This window comes from uncultured Psychromonas sp., from assembly GCF_947489755.1.
Taxonomy (GTDB): Bacteria; Pseudomonadota; Gammaproteobacteria; order Enterobacterales; family Psychromonadaceae; genus Psychromonas.
Window position 1 is genome coordinate 1 of record NZ_CANLFB010000035.1, and the last position, 24,293, is coordinate 24,293.

At 36.9% G+C, this 24,293-nt stretch carries 17 protein-coding genes and 1 pseudogene; 10 read left to right on the forward strand and 8 right to left on the reverse strand.

Features of this window, described 5'->3' with window-relative positions; translation table 11 throughout:
* The first annotated feature begins 352 nt into the window (after positions 1-352).
* From Q0794_RS15585 to Q0794_RS15595, 3 genes are all read left to right on the forward strand, one after another.
* Positions 353-898 carry a gamma carbonic anhydrase family protein gene (locus Q0794_RS15585; RefSeq protein WP_298943437.1) on the forward strand — a complete coding sequence of 182 codons (546 nt, stop codon included), beginning with the start codon at positions 353-355 and terminating at the stop codon, positions 896-898.
* Between the two features lie 183 nt (positions 899-1,081).
* On the forward strand, positions 1,082-2,026 hold the full coding sequence (locus tag Q0794_RS15590; protein ID WP_298943439.1) for an IS1595 family transposase: 945 nt from the start codon (positions 1,082-1,084) through the stop codon (positions 2,024-2,026).
* Positions 2,027-2,436: 410 nt separating this feature from the next.
* Positions 2,437-3,228: a 2OG-Fe dioxygenase family protein gene (locus tag Q0794_RS15595; protein WP_298943441.1), complete on the forward strand. Its 792-nt coding sequence runs from the start codon at positions 2,437-2,439 to the stop codon at positions 3,226-3,228.
* 114 nt (positions 3,229-3,342) lie between these two features.
* Here the strand turns inward: Q0794_RS15595 and argH are convergent, their stop codons facing one another.
* The 5 genes from argH to argC form a co-directional block, all read right to left on the reverse strand.
* Positions 3,343-5,223, reverse strand: coding sequence for an argininosuccinate lyase (gene argH / locus Q0794_RS15600; RefSeq protein WP_298943444.1), 1,881 nt, complete (start codon positions 5,221-5,223; stop codon positions 3,343-3,345).
* A 190-nt stretch (positions 5,224-5,413) separates the two neighbouring features.
* Complete coding sequence (locus tag Q0794_RS15605; protein ID WP_025564412.1) at positions 5,414-6,622, reverse strand: argininosuccinate synthase; 1,209 nt, start codon at positions 6,620-6,622, stop codon at positions 5,414-5,416.
* Positions 6,623-6,647: 25 nt separating this feature from the next.
* Positions 6,648-7,556 carry an ornithine carbamoyltransferase gene (locus Q0794_RS15610; RefSeq protein ID WP_160060162.1) on the reverse strand — a complete coding sequence of 303 codons (909 nt, stop codon included), beginning with the start codon at positions 7,554-7,556 and terminating at the stop codon, positions 6,648-6,650.
* Positions 7,557-7,576: 20 nt separating this feature from the next.
* Positions 7,577-8,362: an acetylglutamate kinase gene (gene argB / locus Q0794_RS15615; RefSeq protein ID WP_298943446.1), complete on the reverse strand. Its 786-nt coding sequence runs from the start codon at positions 8,360-8,362 to the stop codon at positions 7,577-7,579.
* A 12-nt stretch (positions 8,363-8,374) separates the two neighbouring features.
* Entirely contained in the window at positions 8,375-9,385 is a 1,011-nt protein-coding gene (gene argC, locus Q0794_RS15620) for an N-acetyl-gamma-glutamyl-phosphate reductase (RefSeq protein WP_298943448.1), read from the reverse strand.
* A 697-nt stretch (positions 9,386-10,082) separates the two neighbouring features.
* Here argC and argE point away from each other — a divergent pair.
* From argE to Q0794_RS15650, 6 genes and pseudogenes are all read left to right on the forward strand, one after another.
* On the forward strand, positions 10,083-11,228 hold the full coding sequence (gene argE, locus Q0794_RS15625; protein WP_298943450.1) for an acetylornithine deacetylase: 1,146 nt from the start codon (positions 10,083-10,085) through the stop codon (positions 11,226-11,228).
* A gap of 165 nt (positions 11,229-11,393) precedes the next feature.
* Positions 11,394-14,036: a phosphoenolpyruvate carboxylase gene (gene ppc / locus Q0794_RS15630; RefSeq protein ID WP_298943452.1), complete on the forward strand. Its 2,643-nt coding sequence runs from the start codon at positions 11,394-11,396 to the stop codon at positions 14,034-14,036.
* A 454-nt stretch (positions 14,037-14,490) separates the two neighbouring features.
* Complete coding sequence (locus tag Q0794_RS15635) at positions 14,491-15,498, forward strand: hypothetical protein (RefSeq protein WP_298943454.1); 1,008 nt, start codon at positions 14,491-14,493, stop codon at positions 15,496-15,498.
* A 320-nt stretch (positions 15,499-15,818) separates the two neighbouring features.
* Positions 15,819-16,061: a sulfurtransferase TusA gene (gene tusA, locus Q0794_RS15640; protein WP_298943456.1), complete on the forward strand. Its 243-nt coding sequence runs from the start codon at positions 15,819-15,821 to the stop codon at positions 16,059-16,061.
* Positions 16,062-16,221: 160 nt separating this feature from the next.
* The gene (locus Q0794_RS15645) at positions 16,222-16,566 is read left to right on the forward strand and encodes a hypothetical protein (RefSeq protein WP_298943458.1); all 345 of its coding nucleotides are present in this window, start codon (positions 16,222-16,224) and stop codon (positions 16,564-16,566) included.
* Between the two features lie 196 nt (positions 16,567-16,762).
* Positions 16,763-17,303 (forward strand): annotated as a pseudogene (locus Q0794_RS15650) (VOC family protein).
* Positions 17,304-17,352: 49 nt separating this feature from the next.
* Here the strand turns inward: Q0794_RS15650 and metH are convergent.
* A complete protein-coding gene (metH, locus tag Q0794_RS15655) occupies positions 17,353-21,036 on the reverse strand; it encodes a methionine synthase (RefSeq protein ID WP_298943459.1) in 3,684 nt (1,227 codons plus the stop codon).
* Between the two features lie 819 nt (positions 21,037-21,855).
* Entirely contained in the window at positions 21,856-22,773 is a 918-nt protein-coding gene (gene metA, locus Q0794_RS15660) for a homoserine O-succinyltransferase (protein ID WP_298943460.1), read from the reverse strand.
* Positions 22,774-22,932: 159 nt separating this feature from the next.
* Here metA and Q0794_RS15665 point away from each other — a divergent pair, with 159 nt between their 5' ends.
* Positions 22,933-23,418 (forward strand): GNAT family N-acetyltransferase, encoded by a 486-nt coding sequence (locus Q0794_RS15665; RefSeq protein ID WP_298943462.1) that lies wholly within the window; start codon positions 22,933-22,935, stop codon positions 23,416-23,418.
* Positions 23,419-23,548: 130 nt separating this feature from the next.
* On the opposite strand, the gene Q0794_RS15670 is transcribed toward Q0794_RS15665, so the two are convergent.
* A complete protein-coding gene (locus tag Q0794_RS15670; RefSeq protein ID WP_298943464.1) occupies positions 23,549-24,235 on the reverse strand; it encodes an SCO family protein in 687 nt (228 codons plus the stop codon).
* Positions 24,236-24,293 lie beyond the last annotated feature (58 nt).

The following is a 24,293-nucleotide window of genomic DNA, read 5'->3' on the forward strand; positions in this document are numbered from 1 at the left end:
TCACACAGATTGTTTGATTAAATTGTTAAAGAGCGTGCCTTTCGGCTAGGCGGCGTATATTACGCGCCTTTCGAACAATGTCAACGTCTTATTTTAACTTAATTTCAAACCGAAATTTGAATCGTTATTTGCGCTTCTTTCGTTCTCAGTTTTGGTTAGTGGCTTGCGCCTCCATCCTTGTCTGTGCGGCGTATTATAGGGATAGCGAAACTATTCGCAAGCGTTTTATGAAGATTAATTACAATTAATTTTTATACCTACTTTGACCACAAGTTATCCACACTTTTGACTTTGTTATCCACACTTTTGTGTCGTATAGTGAGCTTTTAATATAACGATCAGAAGGTTTATTATGTTTCCTACACTACGCCCTTATAAAAATATCCATCCAACTATTGGTAATGATGTTTATATTGACCCATTTTCTTCGATTATTGGCGATGTGCATTTAGCTGATGACGTTAATATTTGGCCAATGTGCGTTTTACGTGGCGATGTTAACTCTATATATGTTGGTGCTCGTACTAATATTCAAGATGGTTCTGTTTTACATGTGGCCAGAAAAGGCGAAGCGACGGTTGATGGTTACTCATTAACTATTGGTGAAGATGTTACTGTGGGTCATAAAGCAATGTTACATGCTTGTTCTGTTGGTGACCGCGTATTAATTGGAATGGGTGCGATTGTTCTCGATAATGCATGCATTGAAGATGATGTTATTCTTGCGGCTGGTGCTTTAGTGCCTCCTAATAAGACCTTAGCGTCTGGATTTTTATATGTTGGCTCTCCAGCAAAAGCTGCTCGTGCGTTAACTCAAGCTGAATTTGCTTTCTTAAAACGTTCAGCAAGCCATTACGTCAATTTGAAAAATGAATATATTGAAGAATCATCTAAGTAGTTTCATTATTTAAGCTTATTTCACTGAGCTAGCCCATTATTATTAAGCTACTGTTTAGATTGTCATTTCACAGTAGCTTAAATACTCATTCAAAGTACAACCGTAGTTATAACTATACTTGATTACCACCATAAATAAGCATGATGAACTACACTTAAATTATAATTTTAGTGAGGTGATAGCATGGCTAAAAATAAAATTCAGTTTCAAAAAGGCATATCAATTCAGAAGTTTATGCTGAGATATGGCACAGAAGAACAATGTCAAAAACAACTTTTCAATATGAGGTGGCGTGGCGGTTATCAATGCCCAAAGTGTGGTAAAGAGAAATATTGTCAATTAAAGTCAAGAGCTCTTTATCAATGTAACCATTGTCGCCATCAGTCATCTTTAACAGCGGGCACACTCTTTGATCATACCAAGCTTCCCTTAACAACTTGGTTTCTAGCTATTTATTTTATTACACAAAAGAAAAATGGTATTTCAATACTTGAGCTTTCACGCCATTTGGGTATTTCTTACAATGCAACATGGCGCTTGAAACACAAGTTAATGCAAGCAATGAAAGAGCGAGATGATCAAAAACCATTGGAAGGTTTTATTCAAATTGATGATGCGTATTGGGGTGGCGTACGTAAAGGAGTTAAAGGGAGGGGAGCAAAAGGAAAACGACCATTTGTGGCTGCTGTATCGTTAAATGACGAAATGCATCCAGTAGGCATGCGGTTTAGTGTTGTTAAAGGCTTTCAAAAACAAGAGTTAACTGATTGGGCAAAGCACCACATTAAAGCTAAATCAGTTGCTGTTTCTGATGGACTTGCCTGTTTTAAAGGGCTTGCAGATGCAGAGGTTTTTCACTTTCCAGTTGTAACCGGAGGAGGCGCTGAGTGTGTCGAAATTCCTTGTTTTAAATGGGTAAACACAATGATCAGCAATGTCAAAAACTCAATGCGTGGCACCTTTCATGCAATAAATTTAAAACACCTTCCTCGATATCTTGCGGAGTTCAGTTACAAGTTTAACCGACGGTATAACCTTGAATCGATGATTGATCGACTTGCTTTCGCGAGCTTGGTCACTCCTCCGATGCCAGAACGACTTTTAAAGTTGGCTGAGCAAAGGTGGTAATCAAGTAACTATATGCCTACGTACCTATAATAGTCATCCTTCTAGTGTACTAACACATTTGCCACCACTTCAATTATTTTACTCATCACTTATCTGTCCATTAAGTAATAATCAAATATCCACCAGCTATTTTTAAAAACGCTCTATTAACTTCATAAATCTACGTTATATATTAAATAAAACTCATAACATAAAAAATTCATGCATGAGCTTACAGCCAAAGGTATGCCTAGCTTTCCTGTTTATTTTCCAATCAAAATATAAACATTATTATTAATTATCAATAATTTAGTGTTTTTTTTAAACCCATTTTATGTAATAAAAAAGTGCAACGTTGATGCAGTACCGCGCTTCGTTATGATTTTAAGGTAAGCAATTCAGCTTATCTATACATATAAATGGAATAAACAATGAAAAATATAAATTACGATCATATTAAAACAACCGTATCACAACCTTTACCAAACCTTGATTCGTACTGGCCATACCATGTGACACAAGATATTTTTGAAGGTAGTTGGACTCAAACTAGTATTAACAAACATATCAACTTAACTGAATGGCAAACCTATCTAGAAGATTTACCTAGAGATACTTATGTTGATACTCGTTGGAAACGAATGTCATGGCTTTATTTGGATCAAGCTGGTGAAATCAATACATTAGAGGATTGTCCAATGGCGCAAGGGGGAAGTTATAATGATGCAGACACCATGGCTGATAAGTTACGTTATTATCCCGCATTAGAAACCTCTTTCTTACAACGAGATGATGTTCAATCCTTTATAAAAGCCTGGGCAGATCTTTGGGATATTAATCCTAAAGAACCTATTTTAATGCAGATTAATGGTATCAAAGGGAATCAGGCTATCGATCCTCTACAAGGGCAAGGGATCCATCAAGATGGTAGTCAGTTTTTAAGTATATTAGTACTAAGTAGAGAAAATGTAACAGGTGGGGAAAATACATTGTATGAAGATAAAGCAGGACAACGTCAAATTACCCATGCGACATTAGCACCAGGTGAAATAATGCATATCAGAGATAATGAAGTGTTTCATAATATATCGTCAGTACAACCTTTAGATAACGAGATACCTTTTGAACGATTTATTATTATCATTAATTGTCGTTTTAACGATGCCTTCCAGAATAAAATATTACGTGAGCACTTTCCTGATGTTGTACTCAATCAAGGGTAAGCTTTTATTTGAATGTTCAATGATCTTGTTATGATTGGTTTGTGATATTGCAGATTAGTTTTTAATAAAGGGTGTGTTTCTACCTGATAGAAACACACCTTATGTCAGTATTACTTAGTTTTTGCTCATTTCTTTTTGAAGCAACATACTTGTTTTGTAATTTAACTCTAATGCTTTTTCATCATTAGCATGCTCACTGACAAACATTGCACAATCTTTTAGTACTTTTTCAGGCATTGTTTTTTTACTTGCCGGACTAAAACCTAATTTCATATAGAAGTCAGGCATACGCGTTAATGCAAATAAACGTTTAATGGCTAATTTTTCAGCACGCTTAATTAATAACTCGACGATTGCACTGCCTTGACCACGACCTTCATAACCTGGTTCGATGCCCAATGAACGAATTTCAGCTAAGCCCGTGTCATATACATGCACAGAACCACAACCTGTTACCTTTCCATCTAGTTCAGTAACAACAAATTCCTCTACAGAATGTGTTAAATCGGCACTTTCTCTTGGTAGGTTTTCACCTTTTTCAGCCCAATGATTAACCATCTCTTCAATACGTTCAACATCGGCTAAACATGCAGATCGAATAACTAGCCCTGAACTATCGCGTTCAGCTAAACGTTGCTCTGCTTCTGTTAATGCAAATTCAACTTGATTAGGAGACACACCACCTAAAGCAACACGTGCTGCTAATGTCGCTTCCAATGTTAATGTAGGGTAAACATCTTCTTCAATCACATCTGAGAATTGTTTGAATTCTTCAACACTCAAATCTTCAAGTGGCACGCCTTTTTCAATCGCAGAAACAACCGCGACACCAACAATATGGTGTGCTTCACGGAAAGGGATCCCCTTCGCTACTAAGTAGTCAGCCAATTCAGTTGCATTTGAATAACCGCCTTGTGCTGCTTCTTTAGTGCGCTCTTCATTTACTTTAAGGTCTGTTAACGCCATTGACGCCATTTCTAAACAGTCGCCCCATGTATCTAACGCATCAAACAACCCTTCTTTGTCTTCTTGCATATCTTTGTTGTAAGCCAGAGGTAACGCTTTAAGTGTCATTAACATACCTGCTAATGAACCAAATACACGACCTGATTTACCACGGATTAACTCCATTGCATCAGGGTTTTTCTTCTGTGGCATTAATGATGAACCTGACGTCACAAGATCTGACATTTCGATAAAGGCCGCTTCACCACTGTTATAGAAGATAAGATCTTCTGCCATACGTGATAAATGTACCATTGATAATGTCGCACAACTCATCAACTCAACAACGTGGTCACGATCAGATACTGAATCTAAGCTATTACGTGTTGCACGTTTAAAACCTAATGAATGTGCTAATGCAGTACGATCCATTGCATAACCAGTACCTGCAAGTGCCCCGCTACCTAATGGGCAGGTATCCATACGATCTAAACAATCTTCTAAACGGCTATGGTCACGCTCTAACATTTCTAAGTAAGCTAAACACCAGTGAGAGAAAGTAACTGGTTGTGCACGTTGGAGATGAGTATAACCAGGTAAAATAACACCTTGGTGAATACGTGCTAATTCGATTAATTTCGCTTCTAATTGCTCTAGATTGGTAATTAAGCTTAATGTCGTTTTTTTACACCATAGTTTCAAGTCAGTTGCTACTTGGTCATTACGGCTACGACCTGTGTGTAATTTTTTACCTAAATCACCCACTTTATTAATAAGTTGGCCTTCGACCCAAGAGTGGATATCTTCAGCATCTGACTGTAGCACTTGTTCAGGATTGGCTTGCACTGATACTAATAATTCATTCAAGCTAGCTTCAATACTTTTTTGCTCTTCCGTCGTTAATACATTAACTGACAACAAAGCATGAGACCATGCGATTGAACCAATAATATCTTGTTCAGCAAGACGGTAATCGAATTTCAATGAATCATTAAATAATTTAAATTTTACGTCTGCCGCTTGGCTGAAACGTCCGCCCCATAGTGCCATTTGTTACTCCATTCTGACTTGTTTATTAACCCGATCTATTTATTAAAGGATTTGATTAACAACCAAATCCATTTGTTAAAGGATTGGTAATATTGAAATGCTATTTATAAACACTCTAATTTTAAAACGTTTATAAATAGAAATTCCTGCCCCCGATAATCGGAGACAGGAATTTTATAACATATTTTGCTTATTTGTTACTGTTTAGCTTACGAATACGGCTAGACAGTGAATATAAACGGATGAAACCTTCAGCATGTTTTTGGTCGTAAACATTATCATCACCAAAAGTAGCAAACTCTTCTGAGTAAAGGCTATTTGGAGAACGTTTCTTAACCGCTGTTGCTTGTCCTTTGTATAAACGAACAACCACTTCACCGTTAGCATCTTGCGCTAATGATTCAGAAGCCGCTAATAAAGAACCGCATAATGGTGTAAACCAACGACCGTCATACACTAAGTGAGCAAATTCTTGGCCCACTTGGTCACGCCAGCGACGAGATGGTTTGTCATGTACTAGCTCATCGATACCACGAAGTGCAGTTACCATCACTGTGCCTCCTGGTGTTTCATAACAACCACGAGACTTCATACCAACCGTACGGTTTTCAGTAATATCGATACGGCCAACACCATGTGCTGCTGCTTTATCATTTAGTAACATTAATGCATCGTAAGGAGAAAGCTCAACACCATCAACAGCGGTTACACGTGCTTTTTCAACTTTTAACGTTACGTACTCAGGCTCATTTGGTGCATCAAGCGGATCAACCGTTAATGTCCAAACACCTTTACTTGGCTCGTTGTATGGGTCTTCTAATTCGCCACCTTCGTGCGAAATGTGCCATGCATTTGCATCACGGCTGTAGATTTTAGTTGCTGAAGCCGTTGTTTCGATTTTACGTTCAGCAAGGTAGTCTAATAAATCTTCACGAGACGTCATTTCCCACTCACGCCAAGGCGCAATTACTTTTAGCTCTGGTGCTAGTGCAGCAAAACAACTTTCAAAACGGATTTGGTCATTACCTTTACCAGTACAACCGTGACAAACTGCGTCAGCGCCTACTTTTAAAGCCACTTCAACTTGTGCTTTAGCAATGATTGGACGCGCCATTGAAGTACCTAGTAAATAAGTCCCTTCATATACTGCGCCAGATGCAATCGTTGGGTAGATGTAGTCTTTAACAAACTCTTCTTTTAAATCAACGATGTGACATTCAGATGCACCAGAAGCAATTGCTTTCTCGTGCAAACCGACTAATTCTTCTGCACCTTGGCCAACATCGGCACAAAACGCTACGATTTCACAATCATTATAAGTTTCTTTTAACCATGGAATGATTGCTGATGTATCTAAGCCGCCTGAATAAGCGAGAACTACTTTTTTAACTGAACTCATTGAATATTTTCCTTTCTCAATTATTTTATTTATTAATTAGGGTAAGCATTATAGCGTTTTGAATGTGCATTCTATTTTCAGCTTGATCAAAAATCAATGAAGCTGGACCATCCATTACATCTGATGTGATATCTAGACCACGATGTGCAGGCTGGCAATGTAAAATATGTTTAATGCCCGTATTATCAAGCAATGCTTGGTTAATTTGGAATGGCATAAATTTAGCTTTAATTTGTTCTAGTGGTGTATCGTCGCCCATTGATAACCAAGTGTCACCATAAACAACATCATAACCTTTAATATCGTCGATATTATTTGTCACAGTGATCGTCGCGCCAGTTTCTTTTGCGATTTCTTCTGCTTTTTTCATAATTTGTGCATCTGGGCTATGACCTAAAGGACAAACAGCCGTGACTGTCGCACCTAAAATAGCACCCGCAATAAATAATGAATGCGTTACATTATTACCATCGCCAATATAAGCGAGCTTAACTTTGGTTAAATCATCGTAATTTTGTGCGATCGTTAAGAAGTCAGCCATACCTTGGCATGGATGGTATAAGTCACACAGAGAGTTAATCACGGGTACGCTTGCATATTCTTGCATTTCAACCAATGTTTTATGGTCAAATACACGTGCGACAATACAATCAGCCCAACGAGAAATATTAGCGGCGAAGTCTTTAACGTCTTCACGGCTACCCATCGCGCCATTAGTTTGATCTAAATAAACAGCATGACCACCTAATTTATTAACACCAATATCAAACGTTACTCGTGTACGTAGCGATTGCTTTTCAAATAAAGTAACAACGCTTTTACCGGCTAATGCCTGCGCATATTTACTTGGATTTGCTTTTAAATCTTTACCCAATGCAATCAGGTCTAATGCCTGTTGTTGAGTCATTTCCATGCCAGTTAATAAATTTTCCATTGTCACTCTCTATTGCTTCTTTATTTAATTACTTTGGTTCCCACTGCTTTACCTGCAAGCAATGACACTAAATTTTCTGGATTCTTCCAACTTGCTAACATCACATAACCTAATTGTTCGGCAGCTTGTAATGCAGCTTTTACTTTAACAGCCATACCATCTTGAATCACATCTTCAGCAATAAGTGTATCAGCTAGTTGCGTGTTTAACTCAGGAATAACCTTTTTCTGTGCGTCCCATACGCCATCCACATCGGATAAGAAGACAAGCTCTGCGCCCACCAGCTCACAAATAGCAATGGCAGCTTGGTCAGCATTTACATTATACAGATTACCATCTTCACCAATCGCAATTGAAGAGATCACAGGCAAAAATCCACCCGCCAATAAACTATTAATTAAAGCAGGATTATTTGGGCTGCAAATACCGACGGCACCAAGATCTGGATCCATCTGTTTAACTGAACAACTAAATCCATCTGCTAACGACAAACCAACTGCCGACAAACCTGCTTGTAAGGCTTTAGCCATCAACAGTTTATTTGATGTTCCCGCTAATGCACCTGCCACATAAGGGATTTGATCAAATGGCGTAATACGTAAACCATTTTTCTTTTCACTTTTAATGTTCATTTTATTCAGAACATCTTCTACGATCACACCACCGCCATGCACTAATAGTAATGGACGATGCTGCGTTAATAAATATTCAGTTAACGCTGTAAATAAATTAGTTAACGCTTGAGGGTTTTCTAAAACCGCTCCGCCTAATTTAATTAATAGCGGTTTTTGCTGTACTTGTGTCATTTAAAATCCGTTTTATAAAATAGAAGTCGTCATATCAAAACCGAAACGTAGATTAATGCATTGCATTGCTTGTGATGAAGCACCTTTAAGCAAATTATCAATAGCACTAAAGACCACTAAATCTTCGCCTTCAACAGCCCAACCCAAATCACAAAATGGCGTTCCAACAACATTTTTTAATGCTGGTAGCGACCCTTCCATCAAACGAACAATCGGTTTATCAGCATAAGCCGTTTGATAAGCTTGATTGATTTGCTCAGCGGTCACGCCTTCATTCAATACCACATTGATACTCGCTAAAATACCACGTTTAAAACTGCCTAAATGCGGCGTAAATACAACGTCAGTCCCTAAATGTTGATCAATTTCTGGTTTGTGACGATGTGTGAATACACCATAAGGTTGTAAACTCACTTCACAAAAGCTGCTTGCCACATTGGCTTTACGTCCAGCTCCACTCACACCACTGGTTGCATTAATCGTTGGTTTAATACCTGCTTTAATAAAACCTGCATCAAATAAGGGTTTTAATGCAGTTAAAGACGCCGTTGTATAGCAGCCTGGCACTGCGATTAAATCAGTGTTTTTTACTTGCTCAGCATTCCATTCCGCTAAACCGTACACTGCTTTTTCTAATAAATCAGGATGTTGGTGTGTGAAGCCGTAATATTTTTCATAAAAGCCAGCAGATTTAACACGGAATGCACCAGACAAATCAAACACGACCGTATTTTCAGCTAAAAACAATGGGGCTAAGTCATGGCTGACTTCATGTGCAGTAGCAAGAATAACAATATCAATATTTTCACAGGCTGCTTTAATACCGCTAACTCCAAGAGGTTGTAATGGTAGGTCAACACAACCGCGCAAGTTACCGTATAACTCAGATATGTTCTTTCCTTTATCTAAGCTACCTTCTGACACATATAATCCAGCCAATTCGATATTCGGATGACGCGTTAAAAATTGTGCTAACTCCGCTCCTGTATAACCGCTAGCTCCCACTACAATTGCTTTTAACATAAAGAAAATTCCTGTTTCATTACTGACTTAATGCGTGATAAATAAATATGGGTAACAAGGTGCTTTTCACGTTACCAACTATAAAAAGACATTTTAAATCAAAGTGACTATTTATTCAATAAATGTGAATAAATATACCAAAAATGATAAATTGCTTATAAACTCAACAGAAACATGCGTGTTAATTTAATTAAAAATCGAAAAAAACACTGTAAACAACTGAATTTAAATATATTTATATTAAAAGGTTTATTTTATGCAATTTATAACTATGCCGAAAACCATAGAAAATAAATACGGTCAGGTAATTCAAGGAAATATAATTGCATAAAATTTTACAATCACAGTAAATAAAATAACCAAATTGAGTTTTAACTTACATAAAGATTTAAATTAAAGACTGCATTAACAATTGATTAAGTATTTTAATCAATACAGAAAATAATGTTAATTAAATGTAAAAAAGAGCATAAAATGCAAACAAACTGATATGTTAGATATTGAAACATCACTGTTATATGCATTGTGTATATTAAAAATCACCACTGACGCCAATTGAATTAAATTCGTGACTTTATAAGGTGTAAATAGTAGATTTAAAAATAGATAGAAATGGTCATACCATTTCACCTACGGATCTATTAACCCTTTTGTTGTTCAATTAATACAAGGTAACAGTTTAATTTTAAGGAATAGTATGTCATTGCCTGCATTCATCGACCTGTACAAAGACCTCATTAAATTACCCTCTATCAGCTCAAGTGATAGCGCATGGGATCAAAGTAACGTAGCCGTTATCAATCAATTAGCGGAATGGCTTTCGGACCTAGGGTTTACGACAGACATTACAGAAGTAGCCGCTGCACCAGGTAAATTTAACTTAGTAGCAACATTAGGCGAAGGTAATGGAGGTTTACTGTTAGCAGGTCATACTGATACCGTTCCTTACGATGAAGGGAAATGGCAAACGGATCCTTTCACAGTCGTAGAAAAAGATAATCGTTTATACGGCTTAGGTACCATTGATATGAAAGGCTTTTTTGCTTTTGTTATTGAAGTACTGAAAACAATGGATCGTGAAAAATTCACTAAGCCTTTACGTATCCTTGCGACTGCAGATGAAGAAACAACCATGTCAGGTGCACAGCAAATATCAGAGCAAAAACATTTTCGTCCTGATTATGCGGTGATTGGCGAACCAACGGGTATGGTCCCTGTTACCATGCATAAAGGCCACATGTCTGAAGGCATTCGTATCACAGGTAGAAGTGGGCACAGCTCAGATCCTGACAAAGGATTAAATGCCATTGACGTTATGCACCTTGTGTTAAGTGAATTAAAACAAGTACAACAAACGTTTAAAGACAAATACCATAACCCACATTTTGAAGTGCCGTATCCAACACTTAATTTTGGTGCAATCACGGGTGGCGATAGTCCAAACCGTATTTGTGGCTGTTGTGAATTACACATTGATATGCGCCCTATTCCAGGCGTTACAACGAACGAGTTATTCATTACTGTTAAACAAGCATTATCAGAAATAGAAAAACGTTACCCAGACAGCTTAGAGATCTTCCATTTGCATGAGCCTATTCCTTCTTATGAATGCCCGTTGCACTCAGATCTAATAAACAATGCTGAAATTTACACGGGTAACAAAGCAACCAGCGCAAACTACTGTACAGAAGCGCCATTCATTCAAGCACTAGGTTGCGACACTATTGTGCTAGGCCCTGGCCACATAGCGCAAGCACACCAACCAAATGAATATTTAGACCTTTCATTTGTGAAACCAACACAAGAAGTGATCACAAAGCTGATTCAACACTATTGTGTATAAAAGTATTAAAATTGATGCATTATGTTGTTTAATAACATAACGCATCAACCCCTGTAAATAAAAGACTAAAGGCAAGAGCGCCTAGATTGACTAGCCTCTTCGATATGGTATTTTATTTAGTTCTACGACAAAAATGTAATTTTATTACAAGAATGAGGAAGTACGATGACAGAAAAATATGCAAACTTACGCGGTAATGTTGGTTTATTAGGACAACTACTTGGTAAGAGTATCAGTGACCACCTTGGTGAATCCTTCCTTGAAAAAATAGAAACCATTCGTCAACTTTCTAAATCATCCCGCTCGGGTAACACTAAAGACGGTGAAAGCTTAATTGAAGTATTAGCTAATTTAAGTGATCACGAATTATTACCAGTGGCACGTGCATTTACACACTTTTTAAATCTCGCTAACATCGCAGAACAATTTCATGGCATTTCTCGTCATTGCGATAGTGGTGTTTGCACACCAGAACCACTTCAGCAATTAATCACTAAATTAAAAAATAGTGAAATCTCAGAAGAAGAGATGCAAAAAGCAGTTGCTGGATTAAAAATGGATATGGTATTAACAGCACATCCAACTGAAATAACACGTCGAACGTTAATCCATAAGCACAGCGCTATCAACGAATGCCTAAGCTTTTTAGAATTAACTGATATTTCAGATAAAGAACGTGATCTGCTTTTAGTTCGTCTTGAGCAATTAATTACACAAGCTTGGCACACAAATGATATTCGTAAAAATCGACCAACACCCGTTGATGAAGCTAAATGGGGTTTCGCCGTTATTGAAAACAGCTTGTGGGAAGCAGTACCACAATATGTGCGCGAGCTTGATAAAACATTAGAAGACGGTTTAGGTATTTCATTACCACTTGATGCTTCGCCAATCAAATTCACATCATGGATGGGTGGAGACCGTGACGGTAATCCATTCGTAACCGCTAAAGTAACTAAAGAAGTGCTTATTACAAGTCGTTGGGTTGCTGTTAGTTTATATCTTGAGGATATTAAAGAACTAACTAAAGAACTATCGATGGATAATTGTGATCCTGTTCTACGCGCCATTGTCGGTGAAGAAGCAGATGAACCTTACCGTGTTATTTTACGCAAACTACGTACAGAATTAAAAGAAACATTAACTGCACTAAGTGCCACTTTACAAGGCCATAACAGTACAGCTAAAGATATCATTATATCGACTAAACAGCTTCAAGAACCATTAGAGTTATGTTATAAATCACTGATCAACATGGGTATGAAGTCGATCGCAAATGGTCTGCTATTAGATATTATTCGCCGTGTAAACTGTTTCGGTGTAAACCTAGTTAAACTGGATATTCGTCAAGATGGCGAGCGTCATGGTGATACGTTATCTGAGTTAACACGTTATTTAGGCATTGGCGATTACAACGCTTGGAATGAAGAAGACAAACAAGCTTTCTTATTACAAGAATTAAACAGCAAACGTCCACTTATTCCGGCAGCTTGGAAACCCTCAGCTGATGTGCAAGAAGTACTAGATACTTGTCGAGTGGTTGCAGCAACAGACCCTGAAGCATTAGGGATCTATATTATTTCAATGGCACGTCAAGCATCTGATGTATTAGCCGTTCAACTGTTATTAAAAGAAGTTGGTTGTCCGTTCCGAATTCCTGTTGCACCATTATTTGAGACATTAGATGATTTAAATAATGCAGCAGATGTTATGCAGCGTTTATATGCTGTTGATTGGTACCGTGGTTATATTAACGGTGAACAGCATGTCATGATTGGTTATTCTGACTCAGCTAAAGATGCCGGAGTAATGGCAGCTAACTGGGCACAATACACCTCACAAGAAGCACTCATCAAAATCAGTGAACAAAATGATATTCAGTTAGTCTTGTTCCACGGACGTGGCGGCACAATCGGTCGTGGCGGCGCACCAGCACAACAAGCATTATTATCACAACCTCCAGGTTCATTAAAAGGCGGTTTACGTGTAACAGAGCAAGGCGAAATGATCCGCTTTAAATTCGGTTTACCAAAAGTAGCGATAAATAGTTTAAATATCTATACCGCTGCAATATTGGAAGCAAACTTACTGCCGCCACCAGCACCAAAACAAGAATGGCGCGATGTAATGCAACAATTTGCAGAGCAATCTTGTGAAGAATACCGCTTCTTTGTTCGAGATGAACCTGATTTTGTACCTTACTTCCGCAGTGTTACACCAGAGTTAGAGTTAGGTAAATTAGCATTAGGTAGTCGCCCTGCAAAACGTAAACCAAATGGCGGCGTAGAAAGTTTGCGTGCTATCCCATGGATTTTTGCATGGAGCCAAAACCGTCTCATGTTACCAGCATGGTTAGGCGCAGGAACATCACTTAAAACATTACTCGATGAAGGTAAAAAAGACCTATTACAAGAAATGTATGTTAACTGGCCTTTCTTCCACACTCGTTTAGAAATGTTTGAAATGGTCTTCATGAAAGCAGATGAAGAGTTGACCAAGTTTTATGAAGAGCGTTTAGTACCAAAAGAGCTATGGCCATTAGGTGAACGTCTACGTGCCAACCTTAAATTAACACGTGAAACGGTATTAGAAACGATTCCGGATCATCAATTGATGCAAGAGCAACCTTGGATAAAAGAGTCAATCAAGCTACGTAATCCATATGTTGATCCATTAAACATGCTACAAGCTGAGTTATTATCTCGTTCACGTTCATGCGAACAGAATGAAACAATCAACCCAGATATTGACCAAGCATTAATGGTTACGATTGCTGGTATTGCAGCAGGTTTACGCAATACAGGTTAATGATGACTTTTAATTAATTACAAGTAATACCTACTCCCCTTTTATCATTGTACTTATGTCATGATTAAAGGGGGAGTTGATCACTTCCTAGATTACAAATTTTGTTATCACATCAACTTAAATCACCCAATACTAGCTTCAGGCATAATATATAGAGTTAACGCTTACCAATAATGACAGTCTCTCTTTAATTACAACACAGTTAACATCTATCAATAATCGCTATACTCTTTAATTACGATGCTAACATCACTAAATAAATTGCATTATCTCTATAAGAGATAAGAGTTTAAAACTCCTTATTTATCACACATTTTTTTGTATATTTATATGTTAATATTGTTATCAATAAGAATCATTACCGTTACGATATGTGTTTGCTTTTTTGTAAGGTAAGCTCTTAAATATAAACAATAAATTTATTTTATTCATCCACATTAGGAAGACTTAAATTATGAAATATTATGTAGCACCAACATTAATATGCTTAACTTTATTTTTACAAGGCTGTAATAGCAGCGATGAAAGTAACGCAGCAACAACAAAACCAAGTGATTATAAAGGTTCTGGCTCGCTTACCTATGGTATTGCACAAACTACAGTCACTAATTTATTTTCAAAAGGTGGACGAGTAGCGGCAATCGGCTCAATTAAGAGCATTGACGGTGCAACAACATGGACAGTACCAGCCGTTGTAAACTACACAAATGATGCAATACCATTCGCACCAGATTTATTTAATGATTATGGTAATCAATACAGTAGTGCAAAAGCAGCTGTCGCAGCGTTAGACAGCAAAGATATTATAGAAGTTGATGCAGATGGAGAAGTGATCACAGCTTACATTTTTGCAGACAACTACTTTGAAATGTACATAAATGGCGTTGCAGTTGGTAAAGACCCTGTACCATTTACTCAATTTAACTCAAACATTGTTCAATTTAGAGTAAATAAACCTTTTGATATTGCAGTGTTAGCAGTCGATTGGGAAGAAAACTTAGGAACAGGTACTGAAGATAACCAAGGTTCTAAAGCGCATCCAGGTGATGGTGGTTTTGTTGCAGTATTTAAAGATAATAACAATAAAGTTGTCGCGATTACTGATGATAACTGGAAAGCACAAAATTATTATACTGCACCCGTTTCAGATCTAAGTTGCTTATCAGAATCTGGCACATCTCGTTTATCGACTAACTGTACTATAAAAGGTACTGATGATGCATCTATACTTTATGGAGTACATTGGACTATGCCAACAGGTTGGGAAAAAAAAGGGTATGACGACAGCCAATGGCCATCAGCGACTATATTTAGCAATGATACTGTCGGCGTAGACAATAAAAAATCATATACAAATTTCACTGAAGTCTTTGATGACAGTGCTAATGATGCTCAATTTATTTGGTCTCCAAACTTAAGCTTAGATAATAAAATATTATTAAGAACAACTGTTAGTCAATAGTTTACTTTATTAAGCCAACCTTAATAAAAAATGGGCAAGCGACACCTTAGCTAGCTCATTTATAGACTAACTACAACGGAGAGTGTAACGGTTAACAATAACCTTAATGCTCTCCGTTTTTATTTATGTCACATATCAATTAAAGCTTCAGTCTTAATAGCTAATAATCCTTAATAATTTCTTTTCTTATATCTTACGCAGCATTAAATCGGTACTTCTATGCCACCACAACAATATTGTCCCATGACATCGATTTTTATAGTGGTTTAGACAATAGTGGGTATGTTAATATCGTATTTTGATTAGTATTCGGTAATAAGATGACAGATAACACAGCGATACAACAACTAGATGCATTGGGTTTACGTTGCCCTGAACCAGTGATGGTGATCAGGAAAACAGTCCGTAAATTAGAAACGGGTGATTTATTAGAAATTATTGCAGACGACCCAGCAACAACACGTGATATCCCAAGTTTCTGCCGTTTTATGGAGCATCAATTAATAGAAGCACAAATTGAGACTACTCCTTACCGTTATTTGATCAAAAAAGGTTTAAAATAATAGAATAAAAAACACCCTCTTATTCCTCCCCGATTTTTATAGCTTGTTTTTGATATCCAATCAGTTCATTCAATAGTATAAAAATGTAATGGATATTAAATATTCCGATAAATATCAATGATCTAAAAACAAATCTATAATCTGACAATAAGGAAAGCCAATGAATAACATTTTACAAAAAAACTTTTTTGGGAAGTTATATTATGGCGATTTTGGGTTAGCTAAAACAGTCTGGTTATACGGAATTCTAACTAATCTCATTTATCTAGTAACGATCAATTTATTTAATGTATTTAATACTCATCAATCACCTGCAGAGTTATTAATTTTCACATTATTAGCGTTAGCATATAACTTAATTCAAATGTCAGGGGCATGGCAAGCAGCCGAAAAATATGATGGCTCACACCTTTGGATTGCACTGACTAAATGTTTTCTTATTATTGAATATTTTGTTTGGGCAATTGGTGTATTTATATTAATTGGAATGTTACTTCGTCTTTAGGCAATAAACTAGCTCAATAATAAATTTGTACTGATGATCAGTGTAGGTAAAACTGATTGATCATGATCTTCGATAATTTCACTAATTCCTTGCAATAAATCTTAATTAATAATTTAAAATTATAAATAACTCCAGAATATTATCTCCATATCGAAATAGAGTAAAAAATAGTCAATAAAACATTTTGGAGTCAGTTATGAAAATAAATCACGTAGAATTAGCAGAACTTATGGTCGGCGATATGGATAAAGCGGTTGAGTTTTACACTAAAGCACTAGGTCTTAGAGTAGTAATGAGTAACACTAAAGTACAAGAAGAGCGGGAGACTGCGATTGGCAGAATTTGTGTAGCGGTATTTGGTGAAGGCTTTAAAGGTTTTAAAGGTTTTAAAGGTTTTAAAGGTTTTAACATTGCGCACTTAGTAACAAACGATGGTATCGGATTGAATTATTTGAAATAAAAGAGCGCCAACAACGCCACCAAGTAGATTTTTCTACGCTTGGGGATCTTCCTCTTTTTGTCTACAAACAGATGATTTCGAAGGTGCTATTGCACGTACTAAGCAGTATGGCGGTAAAGTACGTATGGATATTATGCATTACCACCCAGAAGACGATAGCAAACAAGCAAAAATGGTATATTTAGAAGACCCATTTGGTAACTTTTTTGAGTTTTACTCGCACAGTTATGAAGAAACTTACGCAACTGTACGAGTAAGTAATTACTCTGTAAAATGAATTAAAGGCTATCTAACGATACCTTTTTGTCTTTTAAGAGAAGTACTTATTAACTGATATTAGGACCTAACCAACGTTCAGCAGTCTGCATATCCCAACCTTTACGTTTTGCGTAATCTTCAACTTGATCCTGCTGAATTGTTGCAACTGCAAAATAACGACTGTCAGGATGAGAGAAAATCCAACCTGATACAGCGGCGCCAGGATACATTGCATAACTTGATGTTAATTCCATACCAATCTCTTGCTCAACATTCATTAGCGCCCAAATAGCGGCTTTTTCAGTATGTTCTGGACAAGCAGGATAACCAGGAGCAGGACGAATACCTTGGTATTTTTCACGAATTAAGTCATCGCTTCCTAACGTTTCATCGGCAGCAAAGCCCCAATAGTCTTTACGTGTTTGTTGGTGTAAATATTCAGCAAAGGCTTCCGCTAAACGGTCACAAACAGCTTGTACTAAAATTGCATTATAATCATCATTATTTGCTTTATAACGGTCAGCTACTTCACGCTCACCAATACCACCAGTAACCGCAAAAGCACCAATATAATCAGCAACGCCAGATGATTTAGGCGCAATATAATCCGCTAAACAATGATTAACAAAAGGTGCTTTTTTCTCTGTTTGTTGGCGTAACTGGTTACTTATTTGTAATATTTCGGTGCGTGTTTCATCAGTATAGATTTCAATGTCATCACCCACACTGTTTGCAGGAAATAAACCAACAATACCAGCCGCACTAATTTCACCTTCCGCTTCGACTGTATCGAGCATCGCTAATGCATCAGCGAATAAACGTGTTGCTTCTTCACCTACTACTTCATCTTTAAGAATACGTGGATATTTACCCGCTAATCCCCACGTCATGAAAAATGGCGTCCAATCGATATATTCCTTTAGCACGCTAATTGGCATTGTTTTAAACACTTGCACACCAAGCTTGTTAGGCACTTTAGGTTGGTAATTCGCCCAATCTAATTTAGCGGCATTAGCACGTGCTTGAGGTAAGCCAATTGGTGCACTTCGAGGACGCTTATTTGCATGTTGTTCGCGTACACGTTCGTAATCTAGATTCAGTTTTTCAACAAATTCTGGTTTATGCTTAGGGTTTAATAATTTCTGACAAACGCCAACAGCACGCGAAGCATTAGAAACATACACGACAGGCTGATCGTAATTTTGCTCTATTTTTACTGCTGTATGCGCTTTAGACGTTGTTGCACCACCGATTAATAATGGGATGGTCAAACCTTGGCGTTGCATCTCTTTCGCGACATAAACCATCTCATCAAGAGAAGGCGTGATTAAACCCGATAAACCGATTAAATCAGCATTATGTTCTAGTGCTGTTTTAATAATTTTTTCGGTTGGTACCATTACACCAAGATCGATAATTTCATAGTTGTTACATTGTAAAATAACGCCAACAATGTTTTTACCAATATCGTGTACATCACCTTTAACGGTTGCCATTACCACTTTACCGTTGGTTGCGCCTACCGCTTTAGTGGCTTCAATATACGGGTTTAAATAAGCAACGGCTTGCTTCATTACACGTGCAGATTTAACTACCTGTGGTAAAAACATTTTACCTTCACCGAACAAATCACCTACGATATTCATGCCATCCATTAACGGCCCTTCAATCACTTCTATCGGCATATTCGCATCTTGGCGAGCAAGCTCAGTATCTTCTTCAATAAACTCAGTAATACCTTTAACTAAGGCGTGAGCAATACGTTCGTTAACGGGTAAACCACGCCATTCTAAAACTTTAGTTTCATCGACTTTTTCACCGCCATCTCCGCGATACTTTTCAGCTATTTCTAATAAAGCATCGGTTCCGTTGGCATGTTTATTTAGAACAACATCTTCTACTGCGTCTTTTAATTCTTTTGGGATATCATCATAAATTGCCAATTGCGCCGCATTTACAATCCCCATATCCATACCGTTTTTAATACAGTAATAAAGGAATACAGCATGTATCGCTTCACGTACTGGATTGTTACCACGGAATGAGAATGATACGTTTGAAACTCCGCCTGAAATCATCGCATGTGGCAGGTTCTCTTTAATATCTTTAACCGCTTCAATGAAATCAACCGCATAATTATTATGCTCTTCAATGCCCGTTGCGATAGCAAAGATATTGGGATCAAAAATAATATCTTCAGGCGGAAAGCCAACTTGATTTACTAATATGTCATATGAACGTTTACAAATTTCAAACTTACGTGCCCGTGTATCAGCCTGACCATCTTCATCAAAAGCCATCACAATCACAGCAAAGCCATAACGACGAATCAATTTTGCTTGATGGATAAAATTATCAACACCTTCTTTCATGCTGATAGAGTTAACAATCCCTTTACCTTGCACACATTTAAGTCCCTCTTCTAAAATTTCCCATTTAGAAGAATCGACCATGATTGGCACACGTGAAATATCAGGCTCAGAAGCACATAGGTTCAAGAAACGTTTCATGGCAAATAATGAATCAAGCATCGCTTCATCCATATTGATATCGATGATATCAGCGCCCGCTTCTACTTGATGTAATGCAACCTCTAATGCTTCATCATATAATTCATCTTTGATCAGGCGCTTAAAACGTGCAGAACCTGTTACGTTGGTACGTTCACCTACATTTTGGAATAATGAATTTGAACGAATAGTAAGCGCTTCTAAACCACTTAGACGACAAGCAACTTCAATCTCAGGTAGTTCACGAGGTTTAATACCTGCAACTGCATCCGCCATCGCTTTAATATGCGCAGGTGTGGTACCACAACAACCACCGACTAAATTTAAGAACCCGCTTTCAGCCCATTCTTTAATATGTGTCACCATTTCATCGGCTTCTAAATCATATTCACCGAAAGCATTAGGTAAACCAGCATTAGGATGTGCTGATACGTAGGTTTCAGATATACGAGACATTTCTTGTACGTATTGACGTAGTTCATTAGGCCCAAGGGCACAGTTCAAACCAAAAGAAAGTGGTTCCGCGTGACGCAGAGAATTATAAAACGCTTCTGTCGTTTGGCCTGATAGTGTACGTCCAGAGGCATCGGTAATAGTGCCTGAGATCATCACTGGTAGTTTATAACCAAGTTCTTCAAATACTGTTTCTACTGCAAATACTGCGGCTTTTGCATTTAACGTATCAAAGATTGTTTCGATAAGAATTAAATCACTACCACCTTGGATCAGGGCTTTAGTTGATTCAATATAAGCTTCAACTAACTCATCAAAAGTAACGTTACGATAAGCAGGATCATTAACATCAGGAGAAATAGAACAAGTACGATTTGTTGGACCTAACACACCAGCAACAAAGCGAGGACGTTCAGGTGTTTCATCGGTTTTTTCATCCGCCATTCTGCGCGCTAATCGAGCAGCGGCTAAGTTGATTTCAGCAGATAACGATTCCATTTCATAATCGGCCATGGCAATCGTAGTAGCATTAAAGGTATTGGTTTCAAGAATATCCGCACCCGCATCTAAAAACTGGCGATGAATATCTGCGATTAATTCCGGTTGTGACAACACCAATAAATCGTTATTACCTTTAACATCACAGTTCCAGTCTTTAAAGCGTTCGCCTCTGTAATCGACTTCTTCTAGTTTGCGATCCTGGATCATGGTGCCCATTGCGCCATCAATAAGAAGAATGTGTTTTTTAAGCTGTGCTTTAATTAATGCACTACGATCACTTACTGACATAGAGTTCCCTGCTACTTATTCTAAGATAAAAACCAATCATCATAATAACATAAAAGTCATCAGCAAACCTTTTCAAAGGGGATAACGTCTTGAAATATTCTGTTATAAATTATGAATTTTTTGATAGTTGTGTAACTAAAAATGAGAGCAAAAAGTGAAGAAGATAATTTAAAGGCATAAAAAAGCGAGCCTAGTAGCTCGCTTTAAAATAAAAGAACAATTTAATTGTGATTATCAAAAGCATTATCAATATAAACGACTAACAGAAATAATAAATTAGCTATCTATTAACAAAACTTTACCAATAATCCACTATCTAATTTGATAAAAGTAAATGCTAGAAACGCCCGCTGGCAATGAGTTTTAAAATAAAAAACTCCTCACTCTGACATTCACTTTTAATAAAATGATAAAACGTAATAATAATTAAGCTCCTGTATATATGAATACAACCAGCATTAACTTCTAAAACCAAAATAGCTCCCTATCGAGGGAAATGAGTGTTTAGTAAACCAACTCAATAATTGATAATTTTAGAACACTGGTACGAGTAAAATTTAAAATAACTTTATACCTCCGTCTTATATTTATGAAAAATGTGAAAACTAAACAACTGTATTCCACGCCATAGTAACGCTATGTTAAGAACCAATCTGTGAACTTCACAGAACCTTTTCGAAATAATATATATTTTTATCTAACAATTTCTTCGTTAAGCTCCTTGTCGTATTCCTATTACTAAATAAGTATAGGAGAGGTTTTAGCCTTTACCAGTTTATTGTTACCTTTATTCTTAAAAACTAAAATAACACCTATTTGTTATTTCAAATCGGTTAAGTCGTACGGCGTAACTTGATAAACACAATAATTTAACCAGTTATTGTATAAAAGATTTCCATGACTACGCCAAATTGCACGAGGAGTTTGGTCAATATCATCACCAGGAAAATAATTAACCGGTAATACTGGCTCTAAATCTTCTTCTATATCTCTTAAGTATTCATTGTTTAAGGTATTCGCATCGTATTCTGGGTGTCCAGTAATAAATACTTGGCGACAGTCAGGGCTTGCAGCTAAATAAACACCAGCATCTGGCGCATCAGCAAAAACCGTCAAGTCCGTTTTACTCTGGATTTCATTACTATTAAATTCTGCATAACGCGATAAAGGAGCCCAAAATTGATCATCAAACCCTCTAACAAGCGGATGTTGGTGATGATGAGTATTATGAGAATAAATCCCTGATAATTTATCATCTCTTGTTACTTTTTCTAGATCATAAAGAATTTTTAACGCAGCCTGTGCAGCCCAACAAAGGAACAAAGTTGACGTCACGTTATGGCGAGACCAATTGACGATTTCAGTAAACTTATCCCAGTAATAAACATTTTCAAATGGAATCGTGCCTAATGGTGCACCCGTTATAATAAATCCATCCCATTTTTGGCTTTTTATACGCTCAAAGTCCCCATAAAATTTATCAAGATGTTTTTGTGGCGTATTTCGGCTTGCCCGAGCATCAACACGCAATAGCTCAATATCAACCTGTAGTGGTGTATTAGACAACAAACGCATTATTTGCGTTTCAGTTTCAATTTTTTTAGGCATTAAATTTAAAATTAAGACTCGTAATGGACGAATGTTCTGATGACTCGCTCGTGATTCTGACATAGTGAAGATATTTTCAGACTTTAAAATATTTGATGCAGGTAAGTCATCTGGAATACGAATTGGCATAGTTGTTCCCTTTACAAGTTTTCATTTGGACATCTAGAAGTCTAACACTAAAATTAAATTTGAAAACATAAAATTTAAATAAGACTTATACTAGTCGCGATCTCACCCATTAGTTAAACTGAAAAAGCACTAATCATTAAGACAAAAAAAGGAATTAAAATGTTAAAAGTTCAAATCGTTACGGCTGATTTACATAATAAACAACATGCAGATGCTTACCTCAGTTTAATGTCCCACTATGCTTGTGATCCAATGGGTGGTGGTGAAGATATCAGTGACTTTGCTAAACAAAACTTAATATCAACACTACTAAAACGCTCAGATGTTTTTATTGTTTTAATATTTAATGAGGGTAGACCTGCAGCTTTATTAACAGCGATTGAAGGTTTCTCTACTTTTGCTTGTAAACCATTATTTAATATTCACGATGTAGTTGTACATAACGACTTTAGAGGAAAAGGTTTAACCAAACATTTATTTAAAAAAATTGAAGAGATTGCCAAAGCTCGTGATTGTTGTAAAATCACATTAGAAGTTTTAAGTGGTAATAAAGTCGCTTGCAAAGCTTACCAACGTTTAGGCTTTTCTGATTACCAACTTGATCCAGAATTTGGCAGTGCTTTATTTTGGACAAAAAAGATTTAATAACGATTAATAAATAGCTTCGCTAAATCTTCTAACTAGATTAACCGCTTAGTCTGACTCTACTAAGCGGATGTGATGAAGCGAACAATTAAGCTAAATAAAGCGTGCTCGTAATAAATACTAGAAAGTATTAATGTCTCTGCTCACCCATTTCAAGAATATATTGCTGTTGTAACGTCTTGATATCTGAAACCATTAAATCCATATCAACACTATTAATACCCTGTTGATTAGGTACTGATTTAAAGGTTGCGTGTAACTTTCCTTCGGGATCAATCAACACAATAGATGCACTGTGATCAACAAGATAAAAATCTTCTGTATCCCCCGCTTCGACAATGCCATAAATCAAACCTAGTTGTGTTACAAAAGGCCATAACTGTTGATGTGTGCTGGTGACACCAATAAAGTTTTTATTAAAATAATGAACATAATCAGCCAGTTGTTCTGCTTTATCTCTGTTAGGGTCAACAGAAACAAACACAACCTGAGTTGTTGTATCATTATCATTTTTTAGACTAGGATAAACTCGATCTAAATCAGCCAGTGTAGTCGGACAAACATCAGGACAAAAAGTATAGCCTGCAAAAATAAGGGTCCATTTTCCCTTTAATGACTCGTTAGTAAAAGCAACTTTACCAGCTTTCTCAAAAGCAAATTCGTTTAACGTAATACGCGGTTCTGCTAATACTAATGCATTATTATCTGTTGCAAATATTTTATTACTTTGAGTATTAGGATTAATGGCTTCCAATCCACCTAACGCGAAAAATAAGCCCACAACAACAAGACTGCATATCAGTAGTATACGTTTCATTTATTTACTCTATTTGCTAAAAGCAAGTTATGAAAATGCCAATAAATAGCATAACTAT

Excerpts from the sequence above, each read along its gene's own strand:
- Q0794_RS15585 (WP_298943437.1), top strand. The coding sequence starts at position 353 with ATGTTTCCTACACTACGCCCTTATAAAAATATCCATCCAACTATTGGT.
- Q0794_RS15590 (WP_298943439.1), top strand. The coding sequence starts at position 1,082 with ATGGCTAAAAATAAAATTCAGTTTCAAAAAGGCATATCAATTCAGAAG.
- Q0794_RS15595 (WP_298943441.1), top strand. The coding sequence starts at position 2,437 with ATGAAAAATATAAATTACGATCATATTAAAACAACCGTATCACAACCT.
- argH (WP_298943444.1), bottom strand. The coding sequence starts at position 5,223 with ATGGCACTATGGGGCGGACGTTTCAGCCAAGCGGCAGACGTAAAATTT.
- Q0794_RS15605 (WP_025564412.1), bottom strand. The coding sequence starts at position 6,622 with ATGAGTTCAGTTAAAAAAGTAGTTCTCGCTTATTCAGGCGGCTTAGAT.
- Q0794_RS15610 (WP_160060162.1), bottom strand. The coding sequence starts at position 7,556 with ATGGAAAATTTATTAACTGGCATGGAAATGACTCAACAACAGGCATTA.
- argB (WP_298943446.1), bottom strand. The coding sequence starts at position 8,362 with ATGACACAAGTACAGCAAAAACCGCTATTAATTAAATTAGGCGGAGCG.
- argC (WP_298943448.1), bottom strand. The coding sequence starts at position 9,385 with ATGTTAAAAGCAATTGTAGTGGGAGCTAGCGGTTATACAGGAGCGGAG.
- argE (WP_298943450.1), top strand. The coding sequence starts at position 10,083 with ATGTCATTGCCTGCATTCATCGACCTGTACAAAGACCTCATTAAATTA.
- ppc (WP_298943452.1), top strand. The coding sequence starts at position 11,394 with ATGACAGAAAAATATGCAAACTTACGCGGTAATGTTGGTTTATTAGGA.
- Q0794_RS15635 (WP_298943454.1), top strand. The coding sequence starts at position 14,491 with ATGAAATATTATGTAGCACCAACATTAATATGCTTAACTTTATTTTTA.
- tusA (WP_298943456.1), top strand. The coding sequence starts at position 15,819 with ATGACAGATAACACAGCGATACAACAACTAGATGCATTGGGTTTACGT.
- Q0794_RS15645 (WP_298943458.1), top strand. The coding sequence starts at position 16,222 with ATGAATAACATTTTACAAAAAAACTTTTTTGGGAAGTTATATTATGGC.
- metH (WP_298943459.1), bottom strand. The coding sequence starts at position 21,036 with ATGTCAGTAAGTGATCGTAGTGCATTAATTAAAGCACAGCTTAAAAAA.
- metA (WP_298943460.1), bottom strand. The coding sequence starts at position 22,773 with ATGCCAATTCGTATTCCAGATGACTTACCTGCATCAAATATTTTAAAG.
- Q0794_RS15665 (WP_298943462.1), top strand. The coding sequence starts at position 22,933 with ATGTTAAAAGTTCAAATCGTTACGGCTGATTTACATAATAAACAACAT.
- Q0794_RS15670 (WP_298943464.1), bottom strand. The coding sequence starts at position 24,235 with ATGAAACGTATACTACTGATATGCAGTCTTGTTGTTGTGGGCTTATTT.